This window comes from Parafrankia sp. EAN1pec (assembly GCF_000018005.1).
GTDB lineage: Bacteria > Actinomycetota > Actinomycetes > Frankiales > Frankiaceae > Parafrankia > Parafrankia soli.
On sequence record NC_009921.1, the window covers coordinates 5603339 to 5629365 of the forward strand.

Annotated in this window: 26 protein-coding genes; 7 read left to right on the top strand and 19 right to left on the bottom strand. The window is 69.2% G+C overall.

All coding sequences use genetic code 11. The annotated features are described in order from the left end of the window. Positions 1-8: 8 nt before the first annotated feature. Positions 9-1343 (bottom strand): cytochrome P450, encoded by a 1335-nt coding sequence (locus FRANEAN1_RS22845; protein ID WP_020462178.1) that lies wholly within the window; start codon positions 1341-1343, stop codon positions 9-11. A 246-nt stretch (positions 1344-1589) separates the two neighbouring features. Further along, complete coding sequence (locus tag FRANEAN1_RS22850; protein WP_347176719.1) at positions 1590-2159, bottom strand: GNAT family N-acetyltransferase; 570 nt, start codon at positions 2157-2159, stop codon at positions 1590-1592. A 402-nt stretch (positions 2160-2561) separates the two neighbouring features. Here FRANEAN1_RS22850 and FRANEAN1_RS22855 point away from each other — a divergent pair, with 402 nt between their 5' ends. The 4 genes from FRANEAN1_RS22855 to FRANEAN1_RS22870 all read left to right on the top strand — a co-directional run bounded on the left by FRANEAN1_RS22855 (position 2562) and on the right by FRANEAN1_RS22870 (position 5618). Then, positions 2562-3068, top strand: a complete 507-nt coding sequence (locus tag FRANEAN1_RS22855) for a DUF2617 family protein (RefSeq protein WP_020462180.1) — start codon at positions 2562-2564, stop codon at positions 3066-3068. Next, positions 3065-3502, top strand: a complete 438-nt coding sequence (locus FRANEAN1_RS22860; protein WP_020462181.1) for a DUF4247 domain-containing protein — start codon at positions 3065-3067, stop codon at positions 3500-3502. Before FRANEAN1_RS22855 ends, FRANEAN1_RS22860 begins: the two co-directional genes overlap by 4 nt. Positions 3503-3577: 75 nt before the next feature. Beyond that, positions 3578-4021 carry a DUF350 domain-containing protein gene (locus tag FRANEAN1_RS22865; protein ID WP_020462182.1) on the top strand — a complete coding sequence of 148 codons (444 nt, stop codon included), beginning with the start codon at positions 3578-3580 and terminating at the stop codon, positions 4019-4021. A 28-nt stretch (positions 4022-4049) separates the two neighbouring features. After that, on the top strand, positions 4050-5618 hold the full coding sequence (locus FRANEAN1_RS22870) for a polyamine aminopropyltransferase (protein ID WP_020462183.1): 1569 nt from the start codon (positions 4050-4052) through the stop codon (positions 5616-5618). Positions 5619-5675: 57 nt separating this feature from the next. Here the strand turns inward: FRANEAN1_RS22870 and FRANEAN1_RS22875 are convergent, their stop codons facing one another. Then, a complete protein-coding gene (locus FRANEAN1_RS22875) occupies positions 5676-6323 on the bottom strand; it encodes a TetR/AcrR family transcriptional regulator (RefSeq protein WP_020462184.1) in 648 nt (215 codons plus the stop codon). Between the two features lie 108 nt (positions 6324-6431). Here FRANEAN1_RS22875 and FRANEAN1_RS22880 point away from each other — a divergent pair, with 108 nt between their 5' ends. Together FRANEAN1_RS22880 and FRANEAN1_RS22885 are read left to right on the top strand one after the other, a co-directional pair. Further along, positions 6432-7784, top strand: a complete 1353-nt coding sequence (locus FRANEAN1_RS22880; RefSeq protein ID WP_020462185.1) for a hypothetical protein — start codon at positions 6432-6434, stop codon at positions 7782-7784. Beyond that, on the top strand, positions 7781-9223 hold the full coding sequence (locus FRANEAN1_RS22885; RefSeq protein WP_020462186.1) for an acyl-CoA reductase: 1443 nt from the start codon (positions 7781-7783) through the stop codon (positions 9221-9223). Before FRANEAN1_RS22880 ends, FRANEAN1_RS22885 begins: the two co-directional genes overlap by 4 nt. Before the next feature lie 99 nt (positions 9224-9322). Here the strand turns inward: FRANEAN1_RS22885 and FRANEAN1_RS22890 are convergent, their stop codons facing one another. The 6 genes from FRANEAN1_RS22890 to FRANEAN1_RS22915 all read right to left on the bottom strand — a co-directional run bounded on the left by FRANEAN1_RS22890 (position 9323) and on the right by FRANEAN1_RS22915 (position 16390). Then, the gene (locus FRANEAN1_RS22890; protein WP_020462187.1) at positions 9323-10324 is read right to left on the bottom strand and encodes a sucrase ferredoxin; all 1002 of its coding nucleotides are present in this window, start codon (positions 10322-10324) and stop codon (positions 9323-9325) included. A gap of 55 nt (positions 10325-10379) precedes the next feature. Then, positions 10380-12713 (bottom strand): xanthine dehydrogenase family protein molybdopterin-binding subunit, encoded by a 2334-nt coding sequence (locus FRANEAN1_RS22895; protein WP_020462188.1) that lies wholly within the window; start codon positions 12711-12713, stop codon positions 10380-10382. A gap of 173 nt (positions 12714-12886) precedes the next feature. Next, positions 12887-13597 (bottom strand): GntR family transcriptional regulator, encoded by a 711-nt coding sequence (locus tag FRANEAN1_RS22900; protein ID WP_020462189.1) that lies wholly within the window; start codon positions 13595-13597, stop codon positions 12887-12889. A 5-nt stretch (positions 13598-13602) separates the two neighbouring features. Continuing rightward, positions 13603-14034 carry a VOC family protein gene (locus FRANEAN1_RS37370; RefSeq protein ID WP_020462190.1) on the bottom strand — a complete coding sequence of 144 codons (432 nt, stop codon included), beginning with the start codon at positions 14032-14034 and terminating at the stop codon, positions 13603-13605. Then, complete coding sequence (locus FRANEAN1_RS22910) at positions 14031-15155, bottom strand: amidohydrolase family protein (RefSeq protein WP_020462191.1); 1125 nt, start codon at positions 15153-15155, stop codon at positions 14031-14033. The genes FRANEAN1_RS37370 and FRANEAN1_RS22910 overlap by 4 nt, the downstream gene beginning before the upstream one ends. A 14-nt stretch (positions 15156-15169) precedes the next feature. Then, positions 15170-16390: a CoA transferase gene (locus FRANEAN1_RS22915; RefSeq protein WP_020462192.1), complete on the bottom strand. Its 1221-nt coding sequence runs from the start codon at positions 16388-16390 to the stop codon at positions 15170-15172. Between the two features lie 282 nt (positions 16391-16672). On the opposite strand from FRANEAN1_RS22915, the gene FRANEAN1_RS22920 reads away from it, so the two are divergent. Next, positions 16673-17521, top strand: coding sequence for a TauD/TfdA family dioxygenase (locus FRANEAN1_RS22920; RefSeq protein ID WP_020462193.1), 849 nt, complete (start codon positions 16673-16675; stop codon positions 17519-17521). Between the two features lie 19 nt (positions 17522-17540). Here FRANEAN1_RS22920 and FRANEAN1_RS22925 read toward each other — a convergent pair whose 3' ends face one another. The 10 genes from FRANEAN1_RS22925 to FRANEAN1_RS22970 form a co-directional block, all read right to left on the bottom strand. Further along, positions 17541-18116: a hypothetical protein gene (locus FRANEAN1_RS22925; RefSeq protein WP_020462194.1), complete on the bottom strand. Its 576-nt coding sequence runs from the start codon at positions 18114-18116 to the stop codon at positions 17541-17543. 69 nt (positions 18117-18185) lie between these two features. Then, positions 18186-19361 carry a cytochrome P450 gene (locus FRANEAN1_RS22930; RefSeq protein WP_049795738.1) on the bottom strand — a complete coding sequence of 392 codons (1176 nt, stop codon included), beginning with the start codon at positions 19359-19361 and terminating at the stop codon, positions 18186-18188. Positions 19362-19480: 119 nt separating this feature from the next. Then, entirely contained in the window at positions 19481-20224 is a 744-nt protein-coding gene (locus FRANEAN1_RS22935) for an SDR family NAD(P)-dependent oxidoreductase (RefSeq protein ID WP_041256401.1), read from the bottom strand. Positions 20225-20285: 61 nt separating this feature from the next. Then, positions 20286-21134 carry a hypothetical protein gene (locus FRANEAN1_RS22940; RefSeq protein WP_020462197.1) on the bottom strand — a complete coding sequence of 283 codons (849 nt, stop codon included), beginning with the start codon at positions 21132-21134 and terminating at the stop codon, positions 20286-20288. An 89-nt stretch (positions 21135-21223) separates the two neighbouring features. Then, positions 21224-21946, bottom strand: coding sequence for an SRPBCC family protein (locus FRANEAN1_RS22945; protein WP_020462198.1), 723 nt, complete (start codon positions 21944-21946; stop codon positions 21224-21226). A 120-nt stretch (positions 21947-22066) separates the two neighbouring features. Then, positions 22067-22564, bottom strand: coding sequence for a (2Fe-2S)-binding protein (locus tag FRANEAN1_RS22950; RefSeq protein ID WP_020462199.1), 498 nt, complete (start codon positions 22562-22564; stop codon positions 22067-22069). Beyond that, positions 22561-23481 carry a xanthine dehydrogenase family protein subunit M gene (locus FRANEAN1_RS22955; RefSeq protein WP_020462200.1) on the bottom strand — a complete coding sequence of 307 codons (921 nt, stop codon included), beginning with the start codon at positions 23479-23481 and terminating at the stop codon, positions 22561-22563. The genes FRANEAN1_RS22950 and FRANEAN1_RS22955 overlap by 4 nt, the downstream gene beginning before the upstream one ends. A 150-nt stretch (positions 23482-23631) precedes the next feature. Then, positions 23632-24375, bottom strand: a complete 744-nt coding sequence (locus FRANEAN1_RS22960) for an SDR family oxidoreductase (protein WP_020462201.1) — start codon at positions 24373-24375, stop codon at positions 23632-23634. After that, positions 24375-25277 (bottom strand): carboxymuconolactone decarboxylase family protein, encoded by a 903-nt coding sequence (locus FRANEAN1_RS22965; protein ID WP_020462202.1) that lies wholly within the window; start codon positions 25275-25277, stop codon positions 24375-24377. The genes FRANEAN1_RS22960 and FRANEAN1_RS22965 overlap by 1 nt, the downstream gene beginning before the upstream one ends. Then, on the bottom strand, positions 25274-25864 hold the full coding sequence (locus tag FRANEAN1_RS22970; RefSeq protein ID WP_020462203.1) for a cysteine hydrolase: 591 nt from the start codon (positions 25862-25864) through the stop codon (positions 25274-25276). Before FRANEAN1_RS22970 ends, FRANEAN1_RS22965 begins: the two co-directional genes overlap by 4 nt. Positions 25865-26027: the final 163 nt, after the last annotated feature.

The window sequence follows — 26027 nt, forward strand, 5'->3', positions numbered from 1 at the left end:
AGGCAGCGTCAGCCCTTGATCCATCCGACAGGTGAGCCGGCGGGCGGGAAGTCACGTGGCGGTGCTGGCGCGAGGTCGAACTCCAGGTGCAGGGCGGTCAGCCCACGCAGGATGAAGGTGGGCATGTACTCGTAGCGGCGGTTGCCGGCCGGGCCGTGCACCCGCTCGTTGACGCGGATGTCGGTGGTGCGGTCCAACAGCCGTTCAAGACTCGCCCGTGCCTCGGCCCGTGCCAACGGCGCGCCGGGGCAGCTGTGGATCCCACGCCCGAAGGCCAGGTGCTGGCGGGCGTTGGAACGGGCGACGTCGAACGTCTCCGGGTTCTCGAAGCGGCGTGGGTCGCGGTTGGCCGCCCCGTTGACCACCATCACCGTGGTGCCGGCGGGCAGCTGCACCCCACCCACGGTGACCGGCACACGGGAGAGCCGGAAGTCGCCCTTGACCGGGCTCTCCCAGCGCAGGGTCTCCTCGATGAAGGCCGGGATGCGCTCCCGCTCGACACGAAGCTGCCGCTGGAGGTCGGGCCGCTCGGCGAGGATCTTCAGCGCCGAGCTGAGCAGGCGCACCGTGGTTTCCTGACCGGCGGAGAAGAGGTTCGCGGCCACCCGCACCACGTCGATAACCTCGGGTGTCGATCCGTCCGGGAACGTCGCGCCGGCCAGACCGGTCAGCACGTCGGCGCGGGGGTTGCGGCGACGGTCCTCGATGTAGCCGGTGAACTTCCCGTAGAGAAACTCCAGCGGGCTGTGGGCCAGGGTCTCCGCTCCGGTGCCGCCGACGCCGCCGGTCTGTGCCGGCTGGCGCTGCAGTTTGTCGAGAAACTCGTCCTGGTCCTCCTCGGGGACGCCCAGAAGGTCCGCGATGACGAGCAGTGTGAACGGTCCGGCGAATCCGCTGATGAACTCTCCCTCACCAGGAGTGAGGAACGGGTCGAGCATGCGGTCGGCAAGGTCCCACATCAGCGCCTCGTTCTCCTTGAGGCGCTTAGGGGTGATCAGCCGCATCAGCAGCGCGCGATGATCGGTGTGGGTGGGCGGGTCCATCGTCGGGAGCTGGTCGTTCATCGGCAGCTCATGGCGATGCCGTTCGATCAGCGCGGAGACGTCGTCACCGTCGAGCGGGACCGGGAAGCCGGGGAACGGGCCTGTCACCGAGACGCAGGACGAGAACGCCTCGGAGTCGTGGAAGACCTCCACCGCCTCCTCGTAGCCGGTCACCATCACCACGTCGTGGTGGCGTTCCCGTTGTACGGGGCATTTCCGCCGCAGGGCGTCGAGGTAAGGGTACGGGTCCGCGACGAGAGTCTCGTCGCGGAAGAAGTCCATTGCCTCGAATTCGCGCACAGTCTCTACAGATCCCTTCATACGAGCCGGAGCCGGTGGTCGTTCTGTCTGGTGGACGACCGTGCCCGCAGATCTGACTTCCCCGCACAAGCGTGTCCGAACAAGCCCTGCCCGTCGTCGTCCCCCCGCAGGCAATACTCGCTACGTATGGCGCAGTACATGCTGCCCGCCGTACTCCAGCCGGAGTAGATGACGTCCCGCTAGCCTTCGACGTCCTTGTCCGGCGTGAACTTTCCCGCCATCCACTCAGTCCTCACCCGATGTCGGCGCCGACCAGGGTGAGGCGGCGCGCGCCCGGTAACCCGCATCCGCGGCGGCAGCCGCGTCCAACGTCAGCACCATCGGCACATACACCTTCACCGACGGATCATCCGTGACCGGCTCCAGGTCACCGACCACCACGAACCCGTGCCGCTCATACACCCGCCGGGCCGGCCCGTTCGACGGCACCACCCACAGCCGGACCCCGGCCGCGCCAGCCGCCCGGGCCCAGTCCAGCACCGCCAGCAGCAAAGCGTCCGCCGCGCCCGAGCCTCGAGCCACCGGCGCCACCCACATCGCCGCCAGCTCCCGCAGGTCCCGCGCCACCGACGGGGTGTGCGCCGACACCGAACCGACCACCGCGCCATCCCGCTCGGCCAGGAACGTCACGTCCGCGTCTCCGGACGCGCCCACCCGGGCCCGCTCCACCCAGTCCGTTCCCGGCCGGGTCGCTTCATCGGCATAGGTACGCCAGAACGCCCCCGGCGCGTCGGTTAGGGCCGCCAGCCGCACCGCCCGCAGAACCTCGGCGTCACCGAGCCCGATCCGCCGCACCCGCGCGCCACCACACTCACTGCCCCCACGATCCATCACCGCAAGTCTGCCAGCCCAGACCATCGGACGGGAATCCGGCGAACCGGCCGGACCTGGTGCGGCATGGCGCCCGCGCCAGGTCATCCAGGGTCGCGTCGTCTCCGAAAACGAATCCCGTCTCCTCGCCGCCGGAATTCAACGGCGCTGCTTTCGCGCGTCGAGGACTCCGGACACTGCACCCGTGGCGCGGCGCCCTGATCGGATGCTGGCGCGGCCGGGGAGCTGGCCCCGTCGACGCGGACACACACAAGTTCCGTCGCAGCAATAAGTCCGGTATGTTCTCGCCGAGCATTCCCCGCCGGAGAGGACCCAGGTGCCCGAGGTCCCCTGTACGCCGGTTCGCCGCGGCGCGGTCCCGGTCCGATGACCGCCCTCGAGCTGGCGGTCGTGCCCCGCGACGTCCGCGCCGCCTCCCTCGGCCTGCTGCTCGGCGCGCCGAGCCCCGCGTCGCTGGCCAGCGTCGACCTGCACGCGCCGCACGGCATGCTGACCCTGGCCGTCCTGGGCGCCTCGCACGCGGTGAGCGCCTCCTCGGGCACACGTCGGCTGACCGAGGAGGTTTCCTGTGACGCCGTTGCGGCCGGTGGCTGCCCGCTGCCGTCGCGGGCGGAGCAGGACGGCTACACCCTGAGGGCGCAGGTGCGCACCGTCGATCGCCGCGAACTCGACGCGCTCGCGGCGAGTCTGCGGACCCGGGCGGCCGGAAGATCCGACTGGTTGTGCGCCGCCTTCCCCGGCGACGAGCGGGCGGTGACCGCCCTGACCGGCGCGCGGATGCCGCGCGGCTGGCAGTGGCGCACCTGGCACCTCTACCCGGGCTCCCGCACGCACGAGATCGTGACCACCCACAGCCGCTGGGAGCCGCGATGACCACCGCCCACGTTGCCCGCGCCGCCCGCAGCGCCCGCGTCGCGTTGGCTGTCCCGCTCGCCCTCGCCGTCGCGGTGCTATCCGCCTGCGGTGGCGACAGCAACGTCCGGGGCTGGCTCGCCGACAGCTACCGTCGTACCGACACCCGGGGCGACACCGAGAGCTACATGTCGACCGAGCCGGTCGACCGGACCGCCGCGGCCATCGCCGGCGGGGTCGCGCCGGCCGCCCGGGCCAGCGACGGAGGCAGCCAGTACCTCCGCTTCGCGGACGACATCGTGATCGTCAGCCCGGCGGCCGTCGGGGCCGGCAGCACTGTGCGGGTAGAGGATCTCGACGACGGGTTCAGCCATGGCCAGTACGCGCGCCTCGGCAGCGGGTTCACCCCCGGCTCTCCAGCCGGGAAGGACGGTGGTCCCGGCGATGGGAAGTGATCCGGGCCGGGGCCGCCGGGGCCCGGCCGCGCAGCACCGTCCCCCCGTCCCCCCGCACACCACCGGGAGAGCCTCGTGACCTTCGGCAGCCTGGACGCCGGCGACCTCGGCGAGGGCATCGCCGCCACCCTGCTCTACTTCCTGGTCGGCGTCGGTGTCCTCGCCCTGGGTTTTCTGGTCCTCGACCTGCTCACGCCCGGCAACCTGCGCCGGCAGGTCTACGTCGACCGCCGGCCGAACGCCGCCATCCTGCTCGCGGGCAACCACCTGTCGCTGACGGTCATCGTCGTCACGGCCATCCTGACCAGCTCGGACTCGCTGACTCAGGGCCTTGTCGACTCGGCGGTCTACGGCCTCGTCGGGGTCGCGCTGCAGGCGCTCGCGCTCCGCGTGCTCGACACCGTCGTGCCCGGGCACCTGCGCGCGATCGTCGACGAGCCGACACTCAGCCCGGCGGCGTGGGCGGTCGCCACCAGCCTGCTCGCGATCGGCGCGGTCAACGCGGCCGCGCTGTCCTGACGCCATCAGCTTCCTGACGCCATCAGCCGTGGCGACGGACACCCCCAGGGCCACATCGGCGGACAGCCCGCTGCCCGCCCGTACCCGCCCACTCCTGCTCGCCGCGGTCGCGGTCTGCGCCGCCTGCGGCCTGGTGTACGAGCTGGTCCTGCTCACCCTGTCGACCAGCCTCGCCGGCGGCGGCATCACCCAGACCTCACTGATCGTCGCCGGATTCGTCGCTGCCCTCGGCGCCGGGGCGCTGCTGGTCAAGCCCTTCCTCGGGCACGCGGCCGCCGCCTTCGTCGCCGTCGAGACCCTGCTCGGAATCCTCGGCGGGCTCAGCGCCGTCACTCTCTACGTCACCTTCAGTTTCTACGCGACGAGCGGACCGGTGCTCGTCCTCGGCACCGCGCTGCTCGGCACGCTGGTAGGCGCCGAGCTGCCGCTGCTTGTCACGCTCCTGCAGACCGGCCGGACCGACGTGGACGCCCGGGCCAGCGGCCGGCTGCTCGCCGACCTCAACGCAGCCGACTACGCCGGCGCCCTCGTCGGCGGGCTGGTCTGGCCGTTCGTCCTGCTCCCCACGGCCGGCATGATCCGCGGAGCCGCGCTGACGGGGCTGGTCAACCTGACAGCCGCGACCGTGGTCGCCACGTTGCTGCTGCGGCGGTGGCTGACCAGGCGTGCCCTCGTCACCGCGCTCGGCGCGCTCCTGGCCGCCGCCACCCTGCTCGGCACGCTGCTGCTCCGCGCACGTGACATCGAGACCGACGCCCGCCAGCGGCTGTACGCGGACCCGATCGTGGTCGCCACCCGGTCCGCATACCAGGAGATCGTCGTGACCCGCCGAGTCGGCGACATGCGCCTCTACCTGGACGGCGACCTGCAGTTCTCCAGCGCCGACGAACACCGGTACACCGAGGCGCTCGTCGCCCCCGCACTCGCCCGTGATCCCGCCCGTGTCCTGGTCCTCGGCGGCGGCGACGGGTTGGCCGCGCGCGAGCTGCTGCGCCACCCCACAGTCCGGCAGGTGGTGCAGGTGGAGCTGGACCCGCGGATGATCGAACTCGCCCGGACGACCTTCGCCCGGCTCAACCGTGCCGCGCTCAACGACCCGCGGGTGCGGGTGGTGGTGGCCGACGCCTTCCGCTGGCTGCGCGACCCGCCGCCGGAGCCGTTCGACGCCGTGGTCGTGGACATGCCCGATCCGGACACGCCGACGCTCGGCCGGCTCTACTCGCAGGAGTTCTACGGCCTGGTGCGGGCGGTCCTCGCGCCCGGAGGCCTGCTCACCGTGCAGGCCGGCAGCCCGTACGCGACACCGAGTGCCTACTGGCGCACGGTGAGCACGGTCAGGGCCGCGGGCCTGGCCACCACGCCGTACCACGTCGACGTCCCGAGCTTCGGGGACTGGGGCTTCGTGCTGGCAACCACCGGGGGCACGCCTCCGCCGCTCGTGCTTTCCGAGCGGGCCACCCCGGCCCGGTTTCTCGACCAGGCCGTGCTCACCGCCGCCGGGGTCTTCCCGCTGGACCGGCCTCCGCGCACCCTCGAGCCCTCCACGCTCGACCGCCCACGGATCGTCGACGACCTGCGGACCGGCTACCAGCGTTAGGACTTCACCCCGGAGAAGGCGGTGGAGTCATGGAAGACCTCCACCGCCTCGTCGTCCTCAGCGTGGCCGGAGGCCGTTGAGCAGCAGGCGCACGGAGAACTGGATCCTCTCGTCCAGTTCGTTCTGCGTCGGCATGTGGCCACTCACGATCGTCCTCACCGGGCCGCTGACCAACATGCTCATAAAGACGGATGCGGCGAGTCTGGGGTTGGTGGGCGCGATCGTGCCGTCGGCGACCGCACGCTCGAGCACGCCGGCGACGAACTCGATCACCGGCCTGCCGCTCTGCTCGAAGCTGATGGTGAAGATCTCGGGGAAGCGGTAGCTCTCGGTGTTGATGATCCGCTGCAGGCGCAGGCCGTTGGGTGTCGCCACCTGAGTGATCCGTAGTCGGGCGATCGCCTCGAGCGTCTCGCCCAGGTCGCCGTTGTCCAGGCCCTCCAGCACGGCCTGGGGCACGATCTGGCGCTCGATGGCGCGCTGGACCGCCGCACGGAACAGCGCGGCCTTGTCGGGGTAGCGGGCGTAGACCGTTCGCTTGGTCATGTTGACCCGGGCGGCGATCATCTCGATCGTCGCCAGCTCGAAGCCGCGCTCCAGGAACAGGTCGAGCGCGGTGTCGAGCAGCTCCTCGTGGCGTGCTTCGGCCTGCTCGCGGGTGGGGCGCCCCGCCCCGCGCCGGGTGGGTGCGACTCCGTTCTGCATGTCGCCTCGCTCGACTTCCCTCTTGCGCCGCCGCCAGGTTCGATTAATGATACGCATCAGGTGCCGTTAGCCGGACCCGGCCACCAACACGAACAGTAAGGATGCCCTGTGAGCTCAGCCATCGAGACACTGACCCGGCTGGTCGATGCCGAGGATCGGTTCGATCACTCCCCCGCCGAGCTGTGCGAGACGCAGTTAGCCGCTCTGAACGAGCGGTTCCAGGAGCGCAGGGAGCGCATCCGGCTGCTCGCGCACCGGGCCCGCGAGGCCGGCACCACCGAGATCCGCAGCCGCGAGGACATGGTCCCGCTCCTCTTCCCGCACAGCGTCTACAAGAGCTATCCGGAGAGCTTCCTGATCGAGGAGAAGTGGGACCGGCTCGGCAAGTGGCTGGGCACCGTCTCGCCCTACCCGATCAGCCCGATCGAGACCTCCGACATCGCCGGCATCGACGACTGGATCGGACGTCTGCAGGCCAGGGGTCACTTCGTCTCCTGCTCCAGCGGCACGACGGGCAAGTCGGCGATGCTGCTCGCGTCGGAGCGGGACATGGCCTGGTCGCGCGTCGACACAGTCAACGTGTTCTCCTGGGGCTCCGGAGTGAAGCCGGCGCGGGACCGGCGGATGATCGGTGTGGGGGCGACCGCCGCCGTGCCGAAGAACATGGTCATCGCGGAGGCGCAGCAGGCGGCGTTCAGCGATCCCGCCAGGGAGCGTTTCAGCCTGCCGCTCCCGCCGATCACGGTCGGGTCGCTTACCAGGATGGTCGTGCTCCGTAAGAAGATCGCCGACGGCACCGCACTGCCCGGCGAGCTGGCCGACTTCGAGCGGACCTCCAGGGAGCGGCAGGAAGCCCTCGACAAGGCGATGATCACCGGCGCCGAGGCGCTCATCAGGTACCGCGACGAGAAGCTCTACATCGCCGGCATGTGGAACTCGCTGTACCAGGCGGCGAAGATCGTGCGCGACCTGGGCTACTCGGCGAAGGACTTCCACCCCGACAACTGTCTCTACGTCGGCGGCGGGCTCAAGCGCGCGCAGCTGCCGCCGGACTACCAGGAGTTCGTCCACGAGACGTTCAACATCCCGGCCAGCCGGGATTTCCAGAACTACTCGATGCAGGAGCTCAACTCCGGCATGCCCAAGTGCCAGAAGGGCAACCGTTACCACGTGCCGCCGTGGATCGTTCCGTTCATCCTCGACGAGGCGGGCGAGACGCTGCTGCCGCACGAGAGCGGCGAGGTCGAGGGCCGGGCCGCCTTCTTCGACCTCTCGCTCGACGGACGCTGGGGCGGGATCATCACCGGCGACAAGATCTCGCTCGACCTGAGCCCCTGCGCGTGCGGCCAGAAGGGGCCCTCGGTGCGGAACAACATCACCCGTTACGCCGACCTCAAGGGCGGCGATGACAAGATCGGCTGTGCCGGCACCGTCGACGCGTACGTGCGAGGCCTTTCATGAGCGTCACCGACATTCGGCCCCAGTCCGCCGACCCCGCGGGCTCCGCCAACCCAGTCGTCGCCGCGCCGTTCTTCCTTCGCGGCGAGCTTTCCGAGGGCCAGGACGTCACGCACCGCTCGCGCGACCTGGGCGTCACCTTCGCCACGCCGCGGATCGCCATGGACAAGGCGGTGCACCCGCGCACCGAGGTGCCGCCGCTGCTGAACGTCCCGCTCAAGGAGATCATCGACTTCCTCGTCGAGACGGGCGAGCGGATCCGCGATCCCCGCAACACCTTTATGCAGGACTGCATCGATCGCATGGCCGGCACCCACGTGCTGCCCCGTGCGGTGCTGGAAGGGCAGGTCAAGGGCGCCGCCGCCTATCTCGACAAGCGCCTGCTCGAGACTGTGGTGGAGCAGAACTTCCCCGACCCCAGGGCCCTGGACGAATGGGTGCCCAAGCAGGACTTCACCGGCCGGAAGAGCTACATCCGTGCCTTCGCGCCCCGACTGATCCACGTCCTGCCGGGCAACTCGCCGGGCGTCGCGGTGAAGTCCATCGCCCAGGGCGCGCTGGTGAAGGCCGTCAACCTGTTCAAGATGTCCTCCAGCGACCCCTTCACCACGGTGGCGGTCCTGCGCACGATGGCGGACATCGACCCCGGTCACCCCATCGTGCGGTCGATGTCGGCGGTCTACTGGCGCGGCGGCGACAACACGGTGGAGCAGGTCCTCTACCGCCCGCAGTACTTCGACAAGATCGTGGCCTGGGGCGGCGGCGACGCGATCAACAACGTGATCAAGTATCTCGGGCCGGGCTTTCAGCTCGTCTCGTTCGACCCCAAGACCTCGATCTCGATGGTCGGCCGGGAGGCCTTCGCCTCCGAGGAGGCGCTCGACACCGCCGCCGAGCTCGCCGCCGGCGACGTCATGGTCCTCAACCAGGAGGCCTGCGTCGCCAGCCGGTTCGTCTTCGTCGAGGCGGACCAGGCCGAGGCGGACCGCTTCAGCGAGCGGCTCCACGCGCGCATCGTCGAGAAGGCGGCCGCCTCGGGTGACGCCCGTCCGCTCGACGCCGACCTGCGCGAGCAGATCGACGTGCTGATGATGCTCGACGACGAGTTCGGCGTCTGGGGAAAGACCGACGGCCACGGGCTGGTGATCCGTTCCGACGAACCCGTCGACTTCCACCCGATCAACAAGACCGCGAACGTGGTCCGGGTGAACTCCCTCGACGAGGCGATGCGGTACGTCAACGTGGCGACCCAGACGGTCGGCTTCTATCCCTTCGCGCGGATGGCCGACTACCGCGACCGGCTGGCCAGTGGCGGCGCGCAGCGCATCGTCCGGCTGGGCGAGGCGGGGCCTAGCACGATCGGCAACCCGCACGACGCCATGTATCCGCTGCACCGCTTCGTCCACTGGATGGCGCATGAGGACGGCGCCGGACCACAGTAGGAACACGTTCCCGCCACCGGTGACCGGCAGTCCCGGCCGGCAGGACAGCAGAAGCTCCCGGCCCACAATCCGATGCGGCTGTACTGGACCAAGGCATGATCAGCCTCTGCCGGCGAGGTTGATGGAGCGTAGTGCCAGTTCCGGTGCCGTCTTCTCGGCCCGCTCGGGAGGCTCGCCGCAGACGAGGACGGGAACGTCGCGGATGACGTCGATCCTCGCAGTCGCCGTAGCGGGACCGGTCGGTCCGCCCCAGGCCAGCTCCACGGTTGCCGACCGTCCCCCGGCCGCGATCTCGGTGCGAGAGGAGGTGAGCTGGTGGTCCAGCCAGGCCCAGCCGAACCGCTCGAACAGCTCCCGTTCGGCCACCTGTCCCCAGGCGTCCAGCGCGGTGTTACCGCGGTAGTGGCCCCGCAGCGGCGGCGGCCCGGATCGACGCATGATCACCTCGAGGCTCTCGACGTCGAGGAACCCCCAGGCCCGCCCGTCCGGCAGCGTGAACCCGGTCGGAGCGAAGCGGTGACCGCCGGTGTGGCTGCACCGGCGGACGCGGACACCTGGCCAGGCCGCGGCCACGTCCAGTGCCAGGCGAGTCCCCAGGCGCGCGCAGCAGCGGTCCCGCGCGCCGTGCCCACACAGCAGCACCTCGGCGGGTGCGGTCCGGCTCGTCGGGTCCGCCTGCGGCGCCTCGAGCAGCCGGGCGACCTCGTCGGCGATGCCTTCGGCGGGCACGAGGTGGTCGGTACCCACGAAACGGCCGGAGTCCACCCGGCGCCAGATCGTCACCCGCACACCGCACCCGACGCTTGGTCCCGGCTGATCGCTGGCGACCGCGGAGCCCACCGGGACGGCGGCCTTCCCGATCGGGTCGTTGAAATCGTCCGCAGGGGGTCTGACCGCCAGCACCCTGGTTCGGCGAAGGTCACGCCGCTGGAGGTCGGCGAAGGCCGGTATCTCGCCGACGTCCCGGGGCCAGGGCGGTGGCACCTCGATGAGCACGAGCGTGTCGCAGGTCAGGGCGGACCCGACCGGGTCGACGCCCTGCGCGTGCGTCCAGGGCGCGCAACGGTAGGACAGTGCCGGGGACGTGGTACGGAGGCTCACGAAGGCCACCTTCCGCTATGGCTGCGGACTGTTTCGGGCAACTGGTGGACGAGTGTCAGGCAGAGATCACGCCCGCGAGCTCGAGGATCTTCGCTGGGGGAAGGTACTGGTCGACCACCCGGGCTCCGAAGGGCAGCAGAGCGTCCGCCACGGCGTTGGTCAGCGTCGCCGGGGCGGCCAGCGCCCCGCCTTCGCCGACACCGTGGAAGTCGAAGTCGCCGAGGCCTGCGGAATCGATGTGTTCGATCTCGATGTGCGGGATCTCGGCGGCGGTCGGGAGCAGGTAGTCCATGAACGTGGCGGCGAGGAAGTTGCCGTCGGCGTCGTAGGCGGCGTTCTCGTACAGCACCTCGCCGATGCCCTGCGCGATACCGCCGCAGATCTGGCCCTCGACGATCGCCGGGTTGACCACCCGTCCGCAGTCCTCGACGACGACGTAACGAAGTATCCGGACCTGCCCCGTGGCGATGTCCACCTCGACGGTGCAGACATGTGCGCCGCCCGACCAACCGCTGCTGGTGACGGCGGACCCGTCGAAGCGCTCCTGCGCCGTCAAGGACACGTCGGTGCCCGGCGGGAGGAACATGGGCGCCATCATCGCCAGCTTCGCCACGTCGGCCAGCGGGATCGCCTTGTCCGGCGCCCCCTTCGGCGTCACCATCCCGTCGACGATGTCGAGGTCGCCAGGATCGATCTGCAGCCGGTGGGCCGCGATGTCCAGCACCTTTTCCTTCAGCCGCCTGGTCGTCACGATCACGGCACCCGTCGCCCACGTGCCGGCCCGGCTGCCGCCGGTGCCGATGAGGTTGAACGGGGTCTGACGCGTGTCGCCGTGGACCACCCGCACGTGGTCCAGCGGAATACCCATCTGGTCGGCCGCGACCTGGGCGAGCGTCGTCTCGTGGCCCTGGCCGTGCGGGGCCTGACCGGTGGTCACGAGGAGATGGCCGTCGGCCTGGAGCGCCGCCTTCGCCTGTTCGCCGCCGAAGGGCGCACCTTTGCCCCGCAACTCCGGCGGCCCGGGCGCCGCTTCCATGAAGATGGCGAACCCGATGCCGAGGTAGCGGCCCGCGGCACGCGCGGCTACCTGCTCCTTCCGGAACCCGTCGTAATCGACGAGGTCCAGGGCCTGCTCAAGGGAGCGGCGTGATGTGATGCCCTCCAGGCCTCGGCCAGTGATGATCTGGTCGCCGGGCTCGCCGGCCACCAGGTTCCGGCGCCGGATGTCGGCGGGGTCGAGCCCCAGCTCGTGGGCCGCGATGTCAAGCAGCCGTTCCCGCGTCCACACCTCCATCTCCCACGGGCCCCGGTAGGCGACGTACGTAGCCTTGTTGCTGGCGACGACAGCGCTTTCATATTTGTAGGCTTTGATGTGGTAAGGGCCAGGCAGCGACGTACAGATCATCTCAGGGTAGATCGTGCAGCTGAACGGCACCGCCGGGTAGGCGCCGCCGTCCAGGACGAGCTTCACCTTCAACCCGAGCAGCGTGCCGTCGGCCTTCAGCGCGAGTTCCGCGTCGATCTTCTCTTCGCGGGCGTGGCCGGACGCGAGAAGGTGCTCGTTGCGGTCCTCCACCCATTTGACCGGACGGCCGAGCCGCTTGCTGGCCAGCGCGATGCAGAAGTCCTCGCGCCCCACCACACCCTTGAGGCCGAAGCCACCACCCACGTCGCCCGCAAGCACCCGCAGCCGTTCCAGGGGATGGTCGAGAGCCTGGGCCAGTGCCTGCCGCAGGCCATGCGGGGTCTGGGTCGAGGCGATGAAGGTCAGCTCCCCCGAGGCCGGGTCGTAGTCGGCGATCCCGCCCCTCGTTTCCAGGGGGACGTTGGCGACACGGTGTTGGCGCAAGGTCGCCCGCACCACCTGGTCGGCCTCGGCGAAGGCGGCATCGATGTCACCCAGGGTGACGGGTGGGCTCGTCGCCACGATGTTGTCGCCGAGTTCGTCGAAGATGGCCGGTGATGCGGGGTCGAGGGCAGCTTCGTAACCGGTCACCGCCGGAAGCGGCTCGTAGTCGATGTCGACCAGCTCGCACGCGTCCTCGGCTATGTACCGGCTGTCGGCCACGACCATCACGAGCGGATCGCCGACGAACCTTGCCTTGTCCGTGGGCAAGGCGCGGAACGTCGGCCAGTTCGGTCCGTTGCGCAATCCCGTGAGGGGATTGCAGCCGGCTACCAGGTCGGCGCCGGTGAACACCGCCACGACGCCGGGCACCGCTCGCGCCGCCGTGGTGTCGATGCTGTTGATCCGAGCGTGGGCCATGGGGCTGCGTACGAAAGCGACATGGAGCATGCGCGGCAACGTCACGTCGTCGACGAATTTTCCACGGCCCGTCAACAACCGCGGGTCCTCGACTCTTGCCACCCGCTCGCCGACGAATCTCATCGGTACAACACCGGCTCAGGTACCGCCGCGCCACCGAACGCCGGCGCCGACCTTTTGCCTCGCTCTACGAGTCCGCAGCCGCAGCCGGGGACCAGAACGGGTGAGCTCCGATCTTCACGTGCGCCTACGCATAAGAACTGTGACAAGGCTCGTGACCTCCTCCGCGCGATTAGCTAAGGGGACTTGCTCGCGGCTTCGAACCGTGCCTCGACGACACGCCGCCAGCCTTGGGAGGCGTAGGTCGCGTCGATGATGGCCGCCGCCGCCGTCGCCGCCCGGGCAGGATCGCGGTCAGCCATGGCATCGACCATGTCGCGAACGAGCTTCGCCCGGAGGTTTCGCGTCTCCTCCGGAATCTGCTCGATGAGCTCGATTGAGGTGGCCCATTCAATCTTGAAGCGCACGACACGCATCAGTGCGATCAGCGTGCTGTTCCCGGACGCCAGTGCCAGATGCTCGTAAAGCTGCCCCTTCACCGTGCGGGTGTCCTCGGGCCGCCGCTCCCGGAACGCTCGGTCACCCTCGTCGAGGAGCCGACGGAACGTCTCGAGGTGCTCGGGGGTGCACCGCATCGCCGCCTGCGCCGCGGCCAGCGGCTCCAGGACCGCCCGCACATCGAGCAGGTCATGGGCGGCCTCGGCGTCCAGGGTGGCGACGAAGGTGCCGCCGTAGCGTTCGGACCGGACGAATCCCTCGGACGCCAGCGCCCGCAGCGCCTCCCGCATCGGGATCCGTGACACGCCGAACTCGGCGGCGAGCCACTCCTCCTTCAGACGCTGGCCGGGCGCGAACTGGCCGCGGATGATCCGTCCGCGGATGGTATCGACGAGTGCCTGCACGTTGCTGCGAGCAGGCGAACTCTGTGTCGGCGTCGGCTGTGTCACCGCTCTTACTCTGCCCTACCGGAACGCTGATCCAGGAGTTCGAACCGCAGCCCGTTGTGCAGATGGTAGGTGAACCTCTTCGGGGTCTTCCCGTCCGCGCCGACGCCATAGATCTCGATCGGGCACGGCCCGGCCACCCGGCTGCTGTCCGCCGCGAGGTCGCCCGCGTAGTAGGCGAGGTGGTGCAGGAGCATGCGGCTCTCGGCAAGCGCCCACGGCGAGTCCGGAATCATCTGGATCAACTCCAGGCGCGGGTACTGCGTCGTGACGGCAATCTTGAGCTGGACGTCACGGGTGCCGTGCTCGGCGTCGCGCATCGCCAGCGTGGGCTCGAAGATCCCCATCCACTCCAGGCCGAGCTGGGCGGACAGCGCCGCCATCGCCGGCTCGAGCTCCGGCACCACGAGGCCGACGTGGTCGAGGTTCGGATCGATCATGCGAGGTTGAACACCCGCACAGCGTTCCCCGCGAGGATGGCGTGCTTGCGGTCGTCGTCGAGGCCTGGGGTCAGCTCGGCGATGTACTGCTGGGTCTTCGGGAACAGCGTCCCGCTGTGCGGGTAGTCGATGGAGAACATGGCGGCCGACGCCACGAGCGGGTCGCGCTTGGCGTCTTCGAAGCCGACGAAGTCGTCGAGCACGCTGACGAAAAGGTTCTTGCCGATGAACTCGTGGGGCGGGGTGTGCAGCGGCGGGTTGGCCCAGTGCTTCTGGCGCTCGAACTCCTGGTCCATCATCAGGGCCCAGAACCGCAGCCACCCGAAGTTGACCTCGGCGTCGACGAACTTCAGGCCGGGGTGCCGTTCGAACACACCGGTGAAGGTCAGCTGGGAGAACGGCGCGACGCCGGTGAAGAACCGCTGGACGATACCGGCGAGGTTGACACCCGCGGCGGCCTCCGGCCTTGGGGTGGCCTGCCCCGCCGGTTCCTTCCCGCCCATGGTTCGGTGGATGCACAGCGTCAGTGGTGCCTGCTCGGCCGCCGTCCAGAGCGGCTCGTAGTAGCTGTCGTAGTACGGGCGCTCGCTCCAGTAGGGGAGGAAGGCGCCCTTGGCACCCTTGGCAGCCACCCGCTCGAGTTCGGCGAGCAGGACGTCCATGCCGTCGTCGACCGGCAGGAGCGGCAGACCGATGAGCCGCTGCGGGTTGACGGCGCAGAACTCGTCGAGCAGCCAGTCGTTGTAGGCCCGCAGGATGGCGAGGGCGAAGGGTCGATCGTCGAGCGTGTACGACGTGAGAGAGGCCATCGGGTAGATGGTGGCGGCGTCCACGCCGTCGGCGTCCATGTCCTTCAGGTGGGCGGCGCCGTCGTAGTTGCCCGGGAGGATCTCATCGACGGTCAGGCCGCTGGCCTTGTAGTCCTCGAACGGGCGGCCGGCTACGGCGTTCAGCCCGAACGTCTTGCTCGGCGGCTTGCCGTCGAAGCTCCAGCCGTCGCCGCCGTCCGCGCCGCGCAGGATGCGCGGCGCCCGGTCCCGGTACTCCTTCGGCAGATAGGTGGTGAACGTGTGCGGCGCCTCGATGATGTGGTTGTCCGCCGAGATGACCTTGTAATCCATGGTGCGTTCCCCTCTCAGATGATGGCGCCCTGCTCCTTGAGGGCGGTGATGTCGTCCCACGAATAGCCAGATGCCAGGAGGATCTCCTCCGTGTGCTGGCCGTGCTCGGGCGCCCGCCGCACCGCGGTGAGTGGCCGCCCGTCAAACTGCGCCGGCGACGCCACAACCGACAGTGGCGGGCCGGGATCCTCCCCCGGGATGAGGTAGCCGTTGGCTAACACCTGCGGGTCGTGCACGACCTCGGCAGGCGTCTGGAGCACGTCCCACACCCCGGAGAACGTGCGCAACGCCTCGCGCCACTCGGCCATGGCGCGGGACGCGAATACCTCGTCGAGCAGGCCGACAAGCTCGGTGTTGTTCGTCATGCGAGCGTGGAAGTCCACGAAACGCGGGTCGTCGGCCAGTTCTGGCCGGCCGATGTGCTCGCAGAAGCTGCGCCAGTGGGGGTCTGGTTGGATGACGACCATCGACAGCCAGCGGCCGTCCTTTGTCTGGTAGCTGTTGGACAGCGGGTTGCGGACCGTCCGGCGGTCGACCCGCTGCATCAGCGAGCCCTCCGGCCCGGCGTTGGCCTCCGTCATCAGGACGGTGGCGTTCATCCACATGCCGCTGGCGAGCAGCGAGACGTCGATCTCCGATGGGACGCCCGTGCGCTCCCGCTTGAACAGGGCGGCGGCGACAGCGCCGGCCCCGCCGAGCCCCCCGACGCAGTCACCGATGCCGCCCGGCGGATGGATCGGTTGGCGCGCGTCCGGCGGGGTGAGGAACTGGGCGACGCCGACGCGGGCCCACGCCACCGCGGCGTCGAAGCCGGGTGTCTCGGCATCCGAGCCACGAGGGCCGTAGCCGCTGGCCCGGACGTAGATGATCGAGGGATTGGCCCCGCGGATGTCGGCGATCTCGACGCCGAGCCGTCCCCGCGGATCGGGCAGCAGGTTGGTGACGAACACGTCAGCGTCCGCAACCAGCTGTAACAGTACGTCGTGACCGGCGGGTGTCGACAGGTCGACGGCCGCGCTGCGTTTGCCCCGGTTGGCGAGCTCGATCGTCGGGTTCACCGCGCCGGTGTGGAAGAACCCCCGATAAGGATCACCGCCGTTCCGCGTCGGCTCGATCTTGATGACGTCGGCGCCCCAGTCAGCGAGGATCGCCCCACACGACGGCGCGAACAGCCACGCCGCCACCTCGACCACCTTTACGCCCGCCAGCAGGTCGTACCTGAGCTGATCCGGCACGGGCTCGTCCTCCCGTCTTCGGTGTCGCCCCATCCGGTCTTCGGCATGAGACTTGTATACAACATTGCCTCAGTAGTTGTATACACCTGTGACGATGCCCGGCCGCTTCCTCACGCTTGGCCCCGCTCCGTCCCGACTTCCCGAGGATGCTCCGGACGTCACCCAGCCGTCACGGACGGCCACCAGTGACGCGGGCGAAAACTCCATACCGGTCCGTGGTCTCATCGCCGCCTGGGCAGCGGCGCGTAAATCCGCACATACCACGTCAGAGAGGAAGACGAGATGCCGACAACGACTCTGGACGTACAACCGGTGACGCCGGTGGTGGGAGCAACCACCAGTGGCGTTGATCTCCGCGAGCCGCTCGACCTGGACACGGTGCAGGCCATACGGCAGGCACTGCTCGACCACGGCGTGATCTTCTTCCACGACCAGGAGCTCACCCGGGACCAGATGCGGGCGTTAGTCGCGCATTTCGGCACGCCCATCCCCGAACCGTTCTCGGCCGGCAACGAACCAGACCCGCTGACCGAAGGTGACTTCCAGACCGCCAAGCGGGCGACCTCGGTCTGGCATACGGATACGACATACGTCACCGAGCCGCCGAGCCTGACCGCGCTGCGGGCGATCAGCCTCCCGCCGGTCGGCGGCGACACCTGCTGGAGCAACATGTACGCGGCTTACAACACGCTGTCGGCACCGCTACGGGGCATGCTCGACGGCCTCACCGCGGTGCATTCGGTCTACCCGGTCATCCAGCGCATGGGTACGGCTGGCAAGGCGCACGCCGACCACTCCGCACCGGCCCACGGCTTCGAGAACGTCCACCCAGTGATCCGGGTACACCCCGAGACCGAACGGAAGGCCCTGTTCGTCAACGAGGCATGGACCACCCGCATCGTGGAGCTGCAACCCGCCGAAAGCGCCCACCTGCTCGCACTCCTGTTCGAGCACGTGAAATCGCCCGACTTCACCATGCGATACCGGTGGGCCCCCAACGACCTGGCGATCTGGGACAACCGCGCCGTCCAGCACTACGCCGTGCCCGACTACGACACCCCCCGGGTAATGCAGCGCGTCGTCCTCGCTGGCGACCGGCCGTATGGCCCGACGGCCCGACCTTCGGTGTAGGCAGGGAGAACAGCGACCGCTACTCCCGCAGTGGGCGTTGCGCCTGGAGTTCAATGAGCTGCCCGAACGGGAAGAAACCCAGACCGACGACATCGGTGTAGACGAAAACCTGGAGGACCTCGGTGGCGAGCGCTCGAAGCTCGATCGGAAAGGGCGGGTAGACGGTCACGCGACCGGCGAGTTCGGCGGGAAGCTCGTGCGTGAGGCGGTGGATGACCGTCTCGAGCTCCTCGAAGCCCGGGTACCGCAACCCGAAATGCATAACATGGCCAGGTTTCGTCCGCGCCAGGTCGTACTGCTCGAGTGCGGCGCGGAGCTCGTCGTCGTCCTGCATCCGGCGCCCGAGGACGTCTTCGAGCTGGTGTTGAGGTTCGCGGATCTCGGAGACGTACAGGACGTTGTTGAGTGAATCGTGCTGGCTCGCTCCCGGGAAGATACCTAGGTACGTCGAACTCGACCCAAGATCTCTTGTGATGTCTACGACGGTGCAATCCAGCGTCTCGAATAACGTGACCGCGAGCTGGCTCTCGCCAGGCCGGTGCAGCAGCTCGACATGGTTAAGGAAGAGACCATCGTGCTCGGTGAACGTCCCCATGGCTTGCGATCCTCCCATGTTTCTCGTCGGATCTGATCCCCCAGGGTCAGCGCATTGGCTGGGGAGAGATCAGGGTGCACCAGGTGTGGAGGGCGCGTCCCACGCGACTCGGAGGGTCTTGGGGCCGCGGATGCCTATGCCGGTGATTTGGGGTTGCTCGAGAAGTCGGAGGTTGGGCAACCGCTGCAGCAGCACGTCGAGTGCCACCTGCAGTTCGACGCGCGCCAGGTGGGCGCCGAGGCAGAAGTGGCGGCCGAGCCCGAACGTGATGTGGTTTGTCGGTCTGCGGTCCAGGTTCCAGCGATCGGGGTCCGGGAAGACGTCGGGGTCTCGGTTGGCCACGGATAGGCCAAGTCGCACAAGTTCTCCGGCGGCGATCTCGACGCCTGAGACGACGACGTCTTGCAGGGTCAGCCGCGAATCAGCTGCTACGGGTGACTCCCAGCGGAGCGTTTCCTCGACTGCCCAGGCCCTTTCCTCCTCGTCGCGGCGGAGCCTCTGGTGGACCTCGGGATGCTCGAGGACCGCGTGCACGAGACTGCCGAGCGCCTGCCAGGTCGTGTCGACGCCGGCAGGGAACAGCAGGCGAAGGAAGCCGAGAACCTCGTCGTGGTCGAGGTGTTGGCCTTCGACCTCCTCGGTCAGCAGCGCCGAAAGAAGATCGTCACGGGGGTGGGCGCGCCGGGTGTCGATAAGCGGTCCGACGTACTCGGTGAACTCTGCATTGGCCTTCATGGCGCCGTCGGGGTCGCCTGCGATATGGAGCATGGAGAAGGCCCAGCTCGCCAGCTTGTCCTCCTCGTCGGACGGGATACCGAGGAGGCGGCTGGTGATCCGCATAGGGTACTTCTTGGCGAACGTGGCCATGAGGTCGGCCTCGCCGAGTGTTGCGAGGTCGGCGACGAGCTCCTCAGCGATCGGCCGGATGACGGGTTGGATGTAACGCGGGATCATTGTCCGGCGGAACGTCGGCGACACCAGGGCACGCTTCACATTGTGTTCGTGACCGTCATAGCCGGTGATATTGGGGCCTAGGAACGGGAACGTGATCGGCCGGAACGCCCCGGATTTCGAGAAGCGGGTCTCATCTCGTAGAGCGACGACCACATCGGCGTGGCGGAGCAGCATGAGGCCGGTGTCGGGGCCGAACCGAAGGCGGGCGACGCCCTTCTCGGCACGAAGCGCGGCTAAGCGTGCGTGGAAGTCCGTGATTTGGCCGTCGACGTAGTCGACGTCGTCGTCCACGTCGCCGACGATCCTGTCAGCAGGTTGTACTGGTTTCAACATCTACACTCCTCGATCGGCGAGCTGTTCAGGGCCCGAGACGGCTCGAGACCGTAGCCGCAGCTGCGCCACCGGAGCTGTCACGCGACGGCACCGCCATTGACACCGAACAGCTGCCCCGTGATGTAGCTGGCCTCCTCAGAGCACAGGTACAGACAGGCAGCGGCGATGTCGTCGCCTGTGCCCAGCCGGCCGACGGGGATGTGGCTGGCACCTCCGTCGCCCGTCGGATCCCCGAGCTCCGCGCGGGCCTGGCGGAGCATCGGGGTGTCGATGATGTGGGGCGCAATGGTGTTCACCGTGATCCCCTGCCGCGCATATTCGAAGGACACCGCTCTCGTCAACGCGACCACGCCGCCCTTCGACGCGACGTAGTGCGCGTGGTTAGAGGTCATGATCTGGGCAGCCGACGACGTGATCGTGACGATGCGGCCCCAGCCGGCCGCGACCATGTCGGGGATGGCCGCCTGCAGGCAGTGGAACGTGCCGGTGAGATTAACGGCAAGGACACGCTCCCACGAGTCAAGGGAAATCTCGGTGAAGGGATCAAACGGTGCGATCGCCGCGGAGGTCACCATGATCTCGATGGGTCCGAGTTCGCCGCGCACCTGGGCCAGCGCATCTTCGACCGCCGCTCGATCGGAGACATCCACGGCACACGCCATGGCCTGCGCGCCACGTCCCCGCAGCTTCTTGACCGCCTGCTGCGCCGCGTCCCCGTTCACGTCGAGCACCGCCACGCGGTCCCCGCGCCGAGCAAGGTGCTCGCAGATGGAAAACCCCATCCCCGATGCGCTCCCTGTCACGACTGCCACTCGGCCCACGTACACCACCGCTTCCTTGCACTTGGAGAATTCGGCACTCTTAGAACGGCACTCTTGGAACTCAGCGCGTCAGCGCCGCGGCGGTGCGCGCCAGCTCCAGGAGATGGGCACCGCCGGCGCCGCCGGTGATCTCGGGGACCTTCGCGGCAGGCTCGACGAGCAGGACGTCGCCCTTGACGAACTCCGTGTCGCCGACGGTCATCGAGCCGTCGAGGACGAGCGCGCCGCGCCAGTCGTCGACGGACCCGGAGGGGAGCGTCTCGCCCGCCGCCAGCTTCCGGTCGAAGACGATCCCCCGCTCGGGATCACCCGGGTCGCCCAGGTCCCACCAGGCGTTGCCGTCGAGGTGGCCCTTCTGCAGACCAGGCGTTGCGTCGACCGGAACGACCTGCCGGCTCCCGTTCTCCACCCGGGCCGGCGGCCGCGGGACGAAGCCGATCGTCTCGAGACCCTTGAGATACGTGAGGGTGGGATGGTCGCGGTACTCCTCGCCGTAGCCGCCGGGCGAGAGGATGTCACGGGCGAAGATCTCGAGCAGCTCGCAGCCCTTGGGACCGTTCAGCAGAAGCCCGTACTCGACGCCCGGCGCGGCGATGAGCACGTCGCCCCGCTTCATCCACCAGTCCCCCATCAAGACGGTGCCGTCCAGCACCACCACCGCGGTCCAGCAGTCGTGCCAGTGCAGCGGCCAGAGCTGGTTCGGCGCCATCCGAATGTCGGGCAGCATCATGCGCCAGGAATCCTCGGGTCGCCCTAAGAACCACATCTGGGTCCACGTGCAGCCCCCGGGCTGATCCGAGTCCCGCACGATGCCGCCCGGGCCGTCCTTGCCTCCCGGCTCCAGCCGCGAACGCGTCACACCCGGCGCCACCTCGTCGGACGGCGCATCGTTGAAGACAGTCACTGGCATCTGGAACTCCCCATCGTCGATGCGGTCTGAACCCTCGCTCTACCGTTGCGGGACGTGCCGGGCCCCGGCGACCGGTCACCGGGGCGCCGTCAGGTGCGCCGCCTCCAGAGGAGCAGGAGGGCTACCAGCAGAACTGTTCCGGCGACCGAAGGGCCTACGCGCTTGAGAACCCCGCCACCGGCCGTCCCGAGCAGGTCGATCGGCTCGGCTGCCCGGTGGGAGGCGCCCTTTTCGCGGGAGTCGGCCGCCCGCACCCGCGGTGGGGTCGCGGGCGAGAACGGGATGCAGTCGTTTGCGGGCGCGGGTACGGGTGTCGCCCCGTTGACCGCGGACTTACCACCGGCCGTCTCACCCAGTACGGGCGCGGCGGCACCGGTGATCTCGCTGGCCAGGTTCGCCGCGAACTGGCCGATGAGGATGGCCGTGACGTCGGCGAGAGCAGCGCGGCCGAACTGGGCGGGTTTGCCAGTGATGGCGAGGTCCGTCTCGACGAGGACGTCGGTCACGCCCCCGGTGTCCACGAGCCGGCAGGTGACGACCGCCTTGGCGGTTCCGCCGCCGCGGGTCTCCCGACCACTGGCCTCGATGACCGCGACCTTGGCCGCCTCGTCCAGAGAAAGGAACGTCGCTGTGCCGCCGTAGGTGAGACCGATCGGCCCGAGCTTGACCTTGACCTTGCCGCTGAAGCTGTCGCCGTCGCGCGAGGTGAGGGTCGCTCCGGGCACACAGGGCGCGACCCGCTCGATGTCGAGCAGGACCCGCCACGTGTCGTCGACGGGCACGGGGACACTGAAGGTGTTCTCCAGTTTCATCCGATCTCCTTCAAACTCGCGGTGCCATGAATCGATGCGGTCCCGGCGGAAACTGCGGTCGGCGTGCCACCATCCCGGCTGACCGCCATCCGCGCACCTGCTCAGCGAGCTCCCGCACACCTACCCCGAGGTTTCGGCGCGTTCCTCGCGGCGCAGCCGCGCCGCAAGCCGGACGGCGTGCACAATGCCCTGGTAGCCGGTGCAGCGGCAGAGGTTCCCGCTCAGGCCGTCCCGGATCTGCTCGTCGGTCGGATCCGGCACATCCTCCAGGAAAGCCGTGACCGATATGACGAACCCGGGGGTGCAGAAACCGCACTGCAACCCATGTGTCTCCTGGAAGGCGCGCTGCACCAGGCTGAGCGATTCCGGATCGCCCGCCAGCCCCTCGACGCTGGTCACCTCGCTTCCGTCCGCCTGCACCCCGAACATCAGGCAGGACCGGACAGCCAGGCCGTCGAGCAGCACTGTGCACGACCCGCAGACCCCGTGCTCGCACCCCAGGTGGGTGCCGGTCAGCCCGAGGTCCTCCCGCAGCAGGTCGGCGAGAGTCTTGCGCGGCTCGACCCGGGCGCGACAGCGTTCGCCGTTCACGATCAGGTTCACATCCATCTCGGTCATGCGGTGCCTCCCGCCTCGGCCTGGGCCTGGCTCTGGCCTGGGTTCCGTTCCTGTCCCTGGGCCTCCGCGAGGGCCCGGCCAAGTGCTCGCGCAGTCATCTGAGCGCCGAGGTGGCGCCGGTAAGCGGCGGAGCCGTGGGTGTCCGAGGGCGGGTCGAGTGCCGCGACCGCGTCGCGCCCGATCGAGGCGAGGTCCACCTCGTGGGCGTCCGCACCGGTCAGGGTCTGCTCGGCCAGCCGGGCCCGCACCGGAACGCTGCCCATCCCGATCAGCCCGACCGCCGCCCGTACGATGCGCCCGCCATCGACCTGCACCCCACACGCGGCACCGGCCAGCGCGAAGTCGCCGTGCCGACGCGCAAACTCCGCCACGGCGAAGCCGCAGCCACGCCCCCACACCGGAAGGTGCACCGCGGTCACCAACTCGTCGGGCTCCAGCGCCGTCATGAAGATCGACACGAAGAAGTCGGCGGCCCGGATGCGCCGGCTCCCCCGGGTGCTTTGCACCTCGATCTCGGCGTCGAGCGCGACGGCGACCGCGGGCAGCTCCGCGGCCGAGTCGGCGTGGGCGAGCGAGCCGCCCACGGTGCCACGGTTGCGGATCTGGAAATGGCCGATGTGGGGCGCGGCACGGGCCAACAACGGCACCGAGTCTCGAATGAGCACGTCGGTCTCCAGAGCGCGGTGCCGCGTCAGCGCTCCCACCCGCAGCATGCCGTTCGACCGGGTGGCGCCGGCAAGCGCCTCGATGCGGTTGACGTCGACGATGTGCTCGGGCCGCCCGAGCCGCATCGCCATCACCGGAACAAGGCTCTGGCCGCCGGCGAGGACCTTCGCCTCGTCTCCGAGCTCGGCCAGCAGGGCCACCGCCGCGTCAACAGACTCCGGCACGTGGTAGTCGAATGCAGCGGCTTTCAACGGCGGTTCTCCGTCTCGTCCAACCCGGCGGACGCCGGCGCGGCGTCCCCCAGGGGATCAGGGCCAGCGACACGGGAGTCCCGCCGTCGCACCGGTTGTCGATCATCCCGTGCTGGTAGGTGGATGCACGCAGCCGCCGGGTCGCGGTCGTCAGGCAAGGCGCGCCGACCAGCCGCCGTCGACCGCGATGATCACCCCGGTGACGAACGAGGCGCGGTCGGAGGCGAGGAACGCCGTCACCTCGGCCTGCTCGCGCGCCTCCCCCGCCCGGCCGAGCGCCGCCTTCGCGCACAGAGAGCGCATCGCGTCCGCCGGCGCCTCCCGGTTCTTCTCCGTGAGCGTGAACCCCGGCGCGATCACGTTGGCCCGGATACCCCGTGGCCCGTACTCGACCGCGACCGCCTTGGTAAGGGCATGAACGCCGGCCTTCGCCGTCTGATACGGCACCGGCGACCGCTCCTCGACGTTGAGCCCGGCCACCGACGACACGCTGACGATCGAACCGCCCCCGGTCTCGAGCATCGCCCGAATCGCATACTTGGTACACAGGAGCACGCCACGCAGGTTCACGGCGGTCTGCACCTCGTACTCCTCGGCGCTGAGGAACTCCGGCGACCGGCCCGCGGGCGTGCCGGCCACGTTCACCAAGGCATCCACCCGGCCGAACTCTGCCACCGCGGCGTCGATCATGGCGGCGATCTCGACCTCCTGACGGAGGTCGACGTGGAAGGGCACCACCGCCGGCCCGAGGTCGGCCGCGGTCGCCTTCTCCTCCCCGCTGATGTCCGCGGCGAGCACCCTGGCGCCCTCGCGCACGAACACCGCCGCCGAGGCCTTGCCGATACCCTGCCCCGCACCCGTGATCACGGCGACCTTGCCGTCGAGGATGCCCATCAGTCACCTTCGACGATGCCGTGCTGGAGGAAGACGTGCCGGGCGACGTTCATGGCGTTGTGCCACCCCGACCCACCGTCGTAGATGCCGGCCTGGGTGATCGCCTCGCCGACCGCCTCGGGCGTGATCCCCAGGTTCAGTGCATTGTTGACGTGGATGTGCAGCTGGTCGTTCTGATACTGGACCTGCAGGACGCTCACGGTGATGAAGCTCCTGGTGTGCAGATCGAGCCCGGGCCGGCCCCACACCTCGCCGTAACCGTAGTCGGCGGTGATCCCGGCCAGTTCCTGCTCGAAGGCCAGCCGGCCTGGTTTGGCGGCCGGGAAGGGGCTGCCGGGCAGCGGCTCGAGCAGGGGGGCGTCGGGACCGAGGCCGATACGCCCGACGCCCAGGGCGGCGACCACCCGGTTCCTGGCCGCGCGCCGCTCCTCGTGGTCCATCGCGGGCTTCGGCTCCACCGGGGCACCCGAGCCCGCCGGCACCAGCCCCCGAGCGACGAACACCTCACCCGCGACACCGGCCGCGTTCTCCCAGGCCGGCAGGCCGCTGTACACACCGGCGTGCAGCAACGTCTCGTGGATCTCCTCCGGAGTGATCCCGATGTTCAGCGCGCTGTTGACGTACCGGTAGAGCTGGTCTTCCCGGCCCAGGGCCGTCAGGACGGCCACAGTGATGAAACTCCGCGTCCGGAGGTCGAGCCCCGACCGGCCCCAGATCTCGTACTCGTACAACTGGGCGCCGTGGATCTCGGCCTCCACGGGTAAGGCATACGCCGGCCGCGCGGGCGCACCGCCCTGGCGGGACCGCAGCACCGGTGCGTCGGGCGCGGTACCGACCCGGTCGATGCCGAGCTCTCGGCGGACCCGTTCATAGGCCGCCTCGCGCTGCGCCTGGGTCATCATCCCGACGTACCTCCCTGGGTGAACGGAGCTTCGAATGGTTGGACCCCCGTGCCTGCGGACTCCCTTGTCTGGAGCACGGCGATCTCGGCGGTCGGCAGCACGTTTGCGATCCGCCACAGCCCGATCCAGCTCTGCGGGAAGACAGCCGTGTCGACGAGCGCGGCGTGCGCCTCCGGTTCGGGGTCGTCGCAAGCGTCCGAGCAGACAATGACCTGGTAGCCGACGTCGAACGCCCACCTGGCGGTGGACAGGACGGTCCCCGCGGTCGCCACACCCGCGATGACGATCTGCCTGATCCCCGCTCGCTGTAGCAGGTCGTGCAGACCGGTGGTGGCGAAAGCGCCGATGGTCGTCTTGCTCAGGACGGGCTCGCCGTCGATCGGCGCCAGCAACGGATGGATGTCGTCCACCATCGACTCCGGCACCACATGAAAGACCGGCACGCCGGCCCGGCGGGCCAATGTCATCGCATGGGAGGCCCGCTCCGCGACGGCCGGGTCGTGGCTGAAGCGCTCGACGATGTACCCGGTGAAGTCCAGGGCGACGAACGCGGTCAGCTGCGTCGTCGGTGCGCTGGCATCGGCCATCGACTCCCCTTTCACATTGCTTGTATACAACCTTCAGGTCAGGTTGTATACAAGTTTGCGGAAATGTGCAAGGGGTGAACTGTCGGCCCGCCGGCGGCTCCGGGCGTCGGGCGGCGCGCGCCAAACAGTGGCGGGCCGAGGTTCGCCTGCCGATGGACGCAGT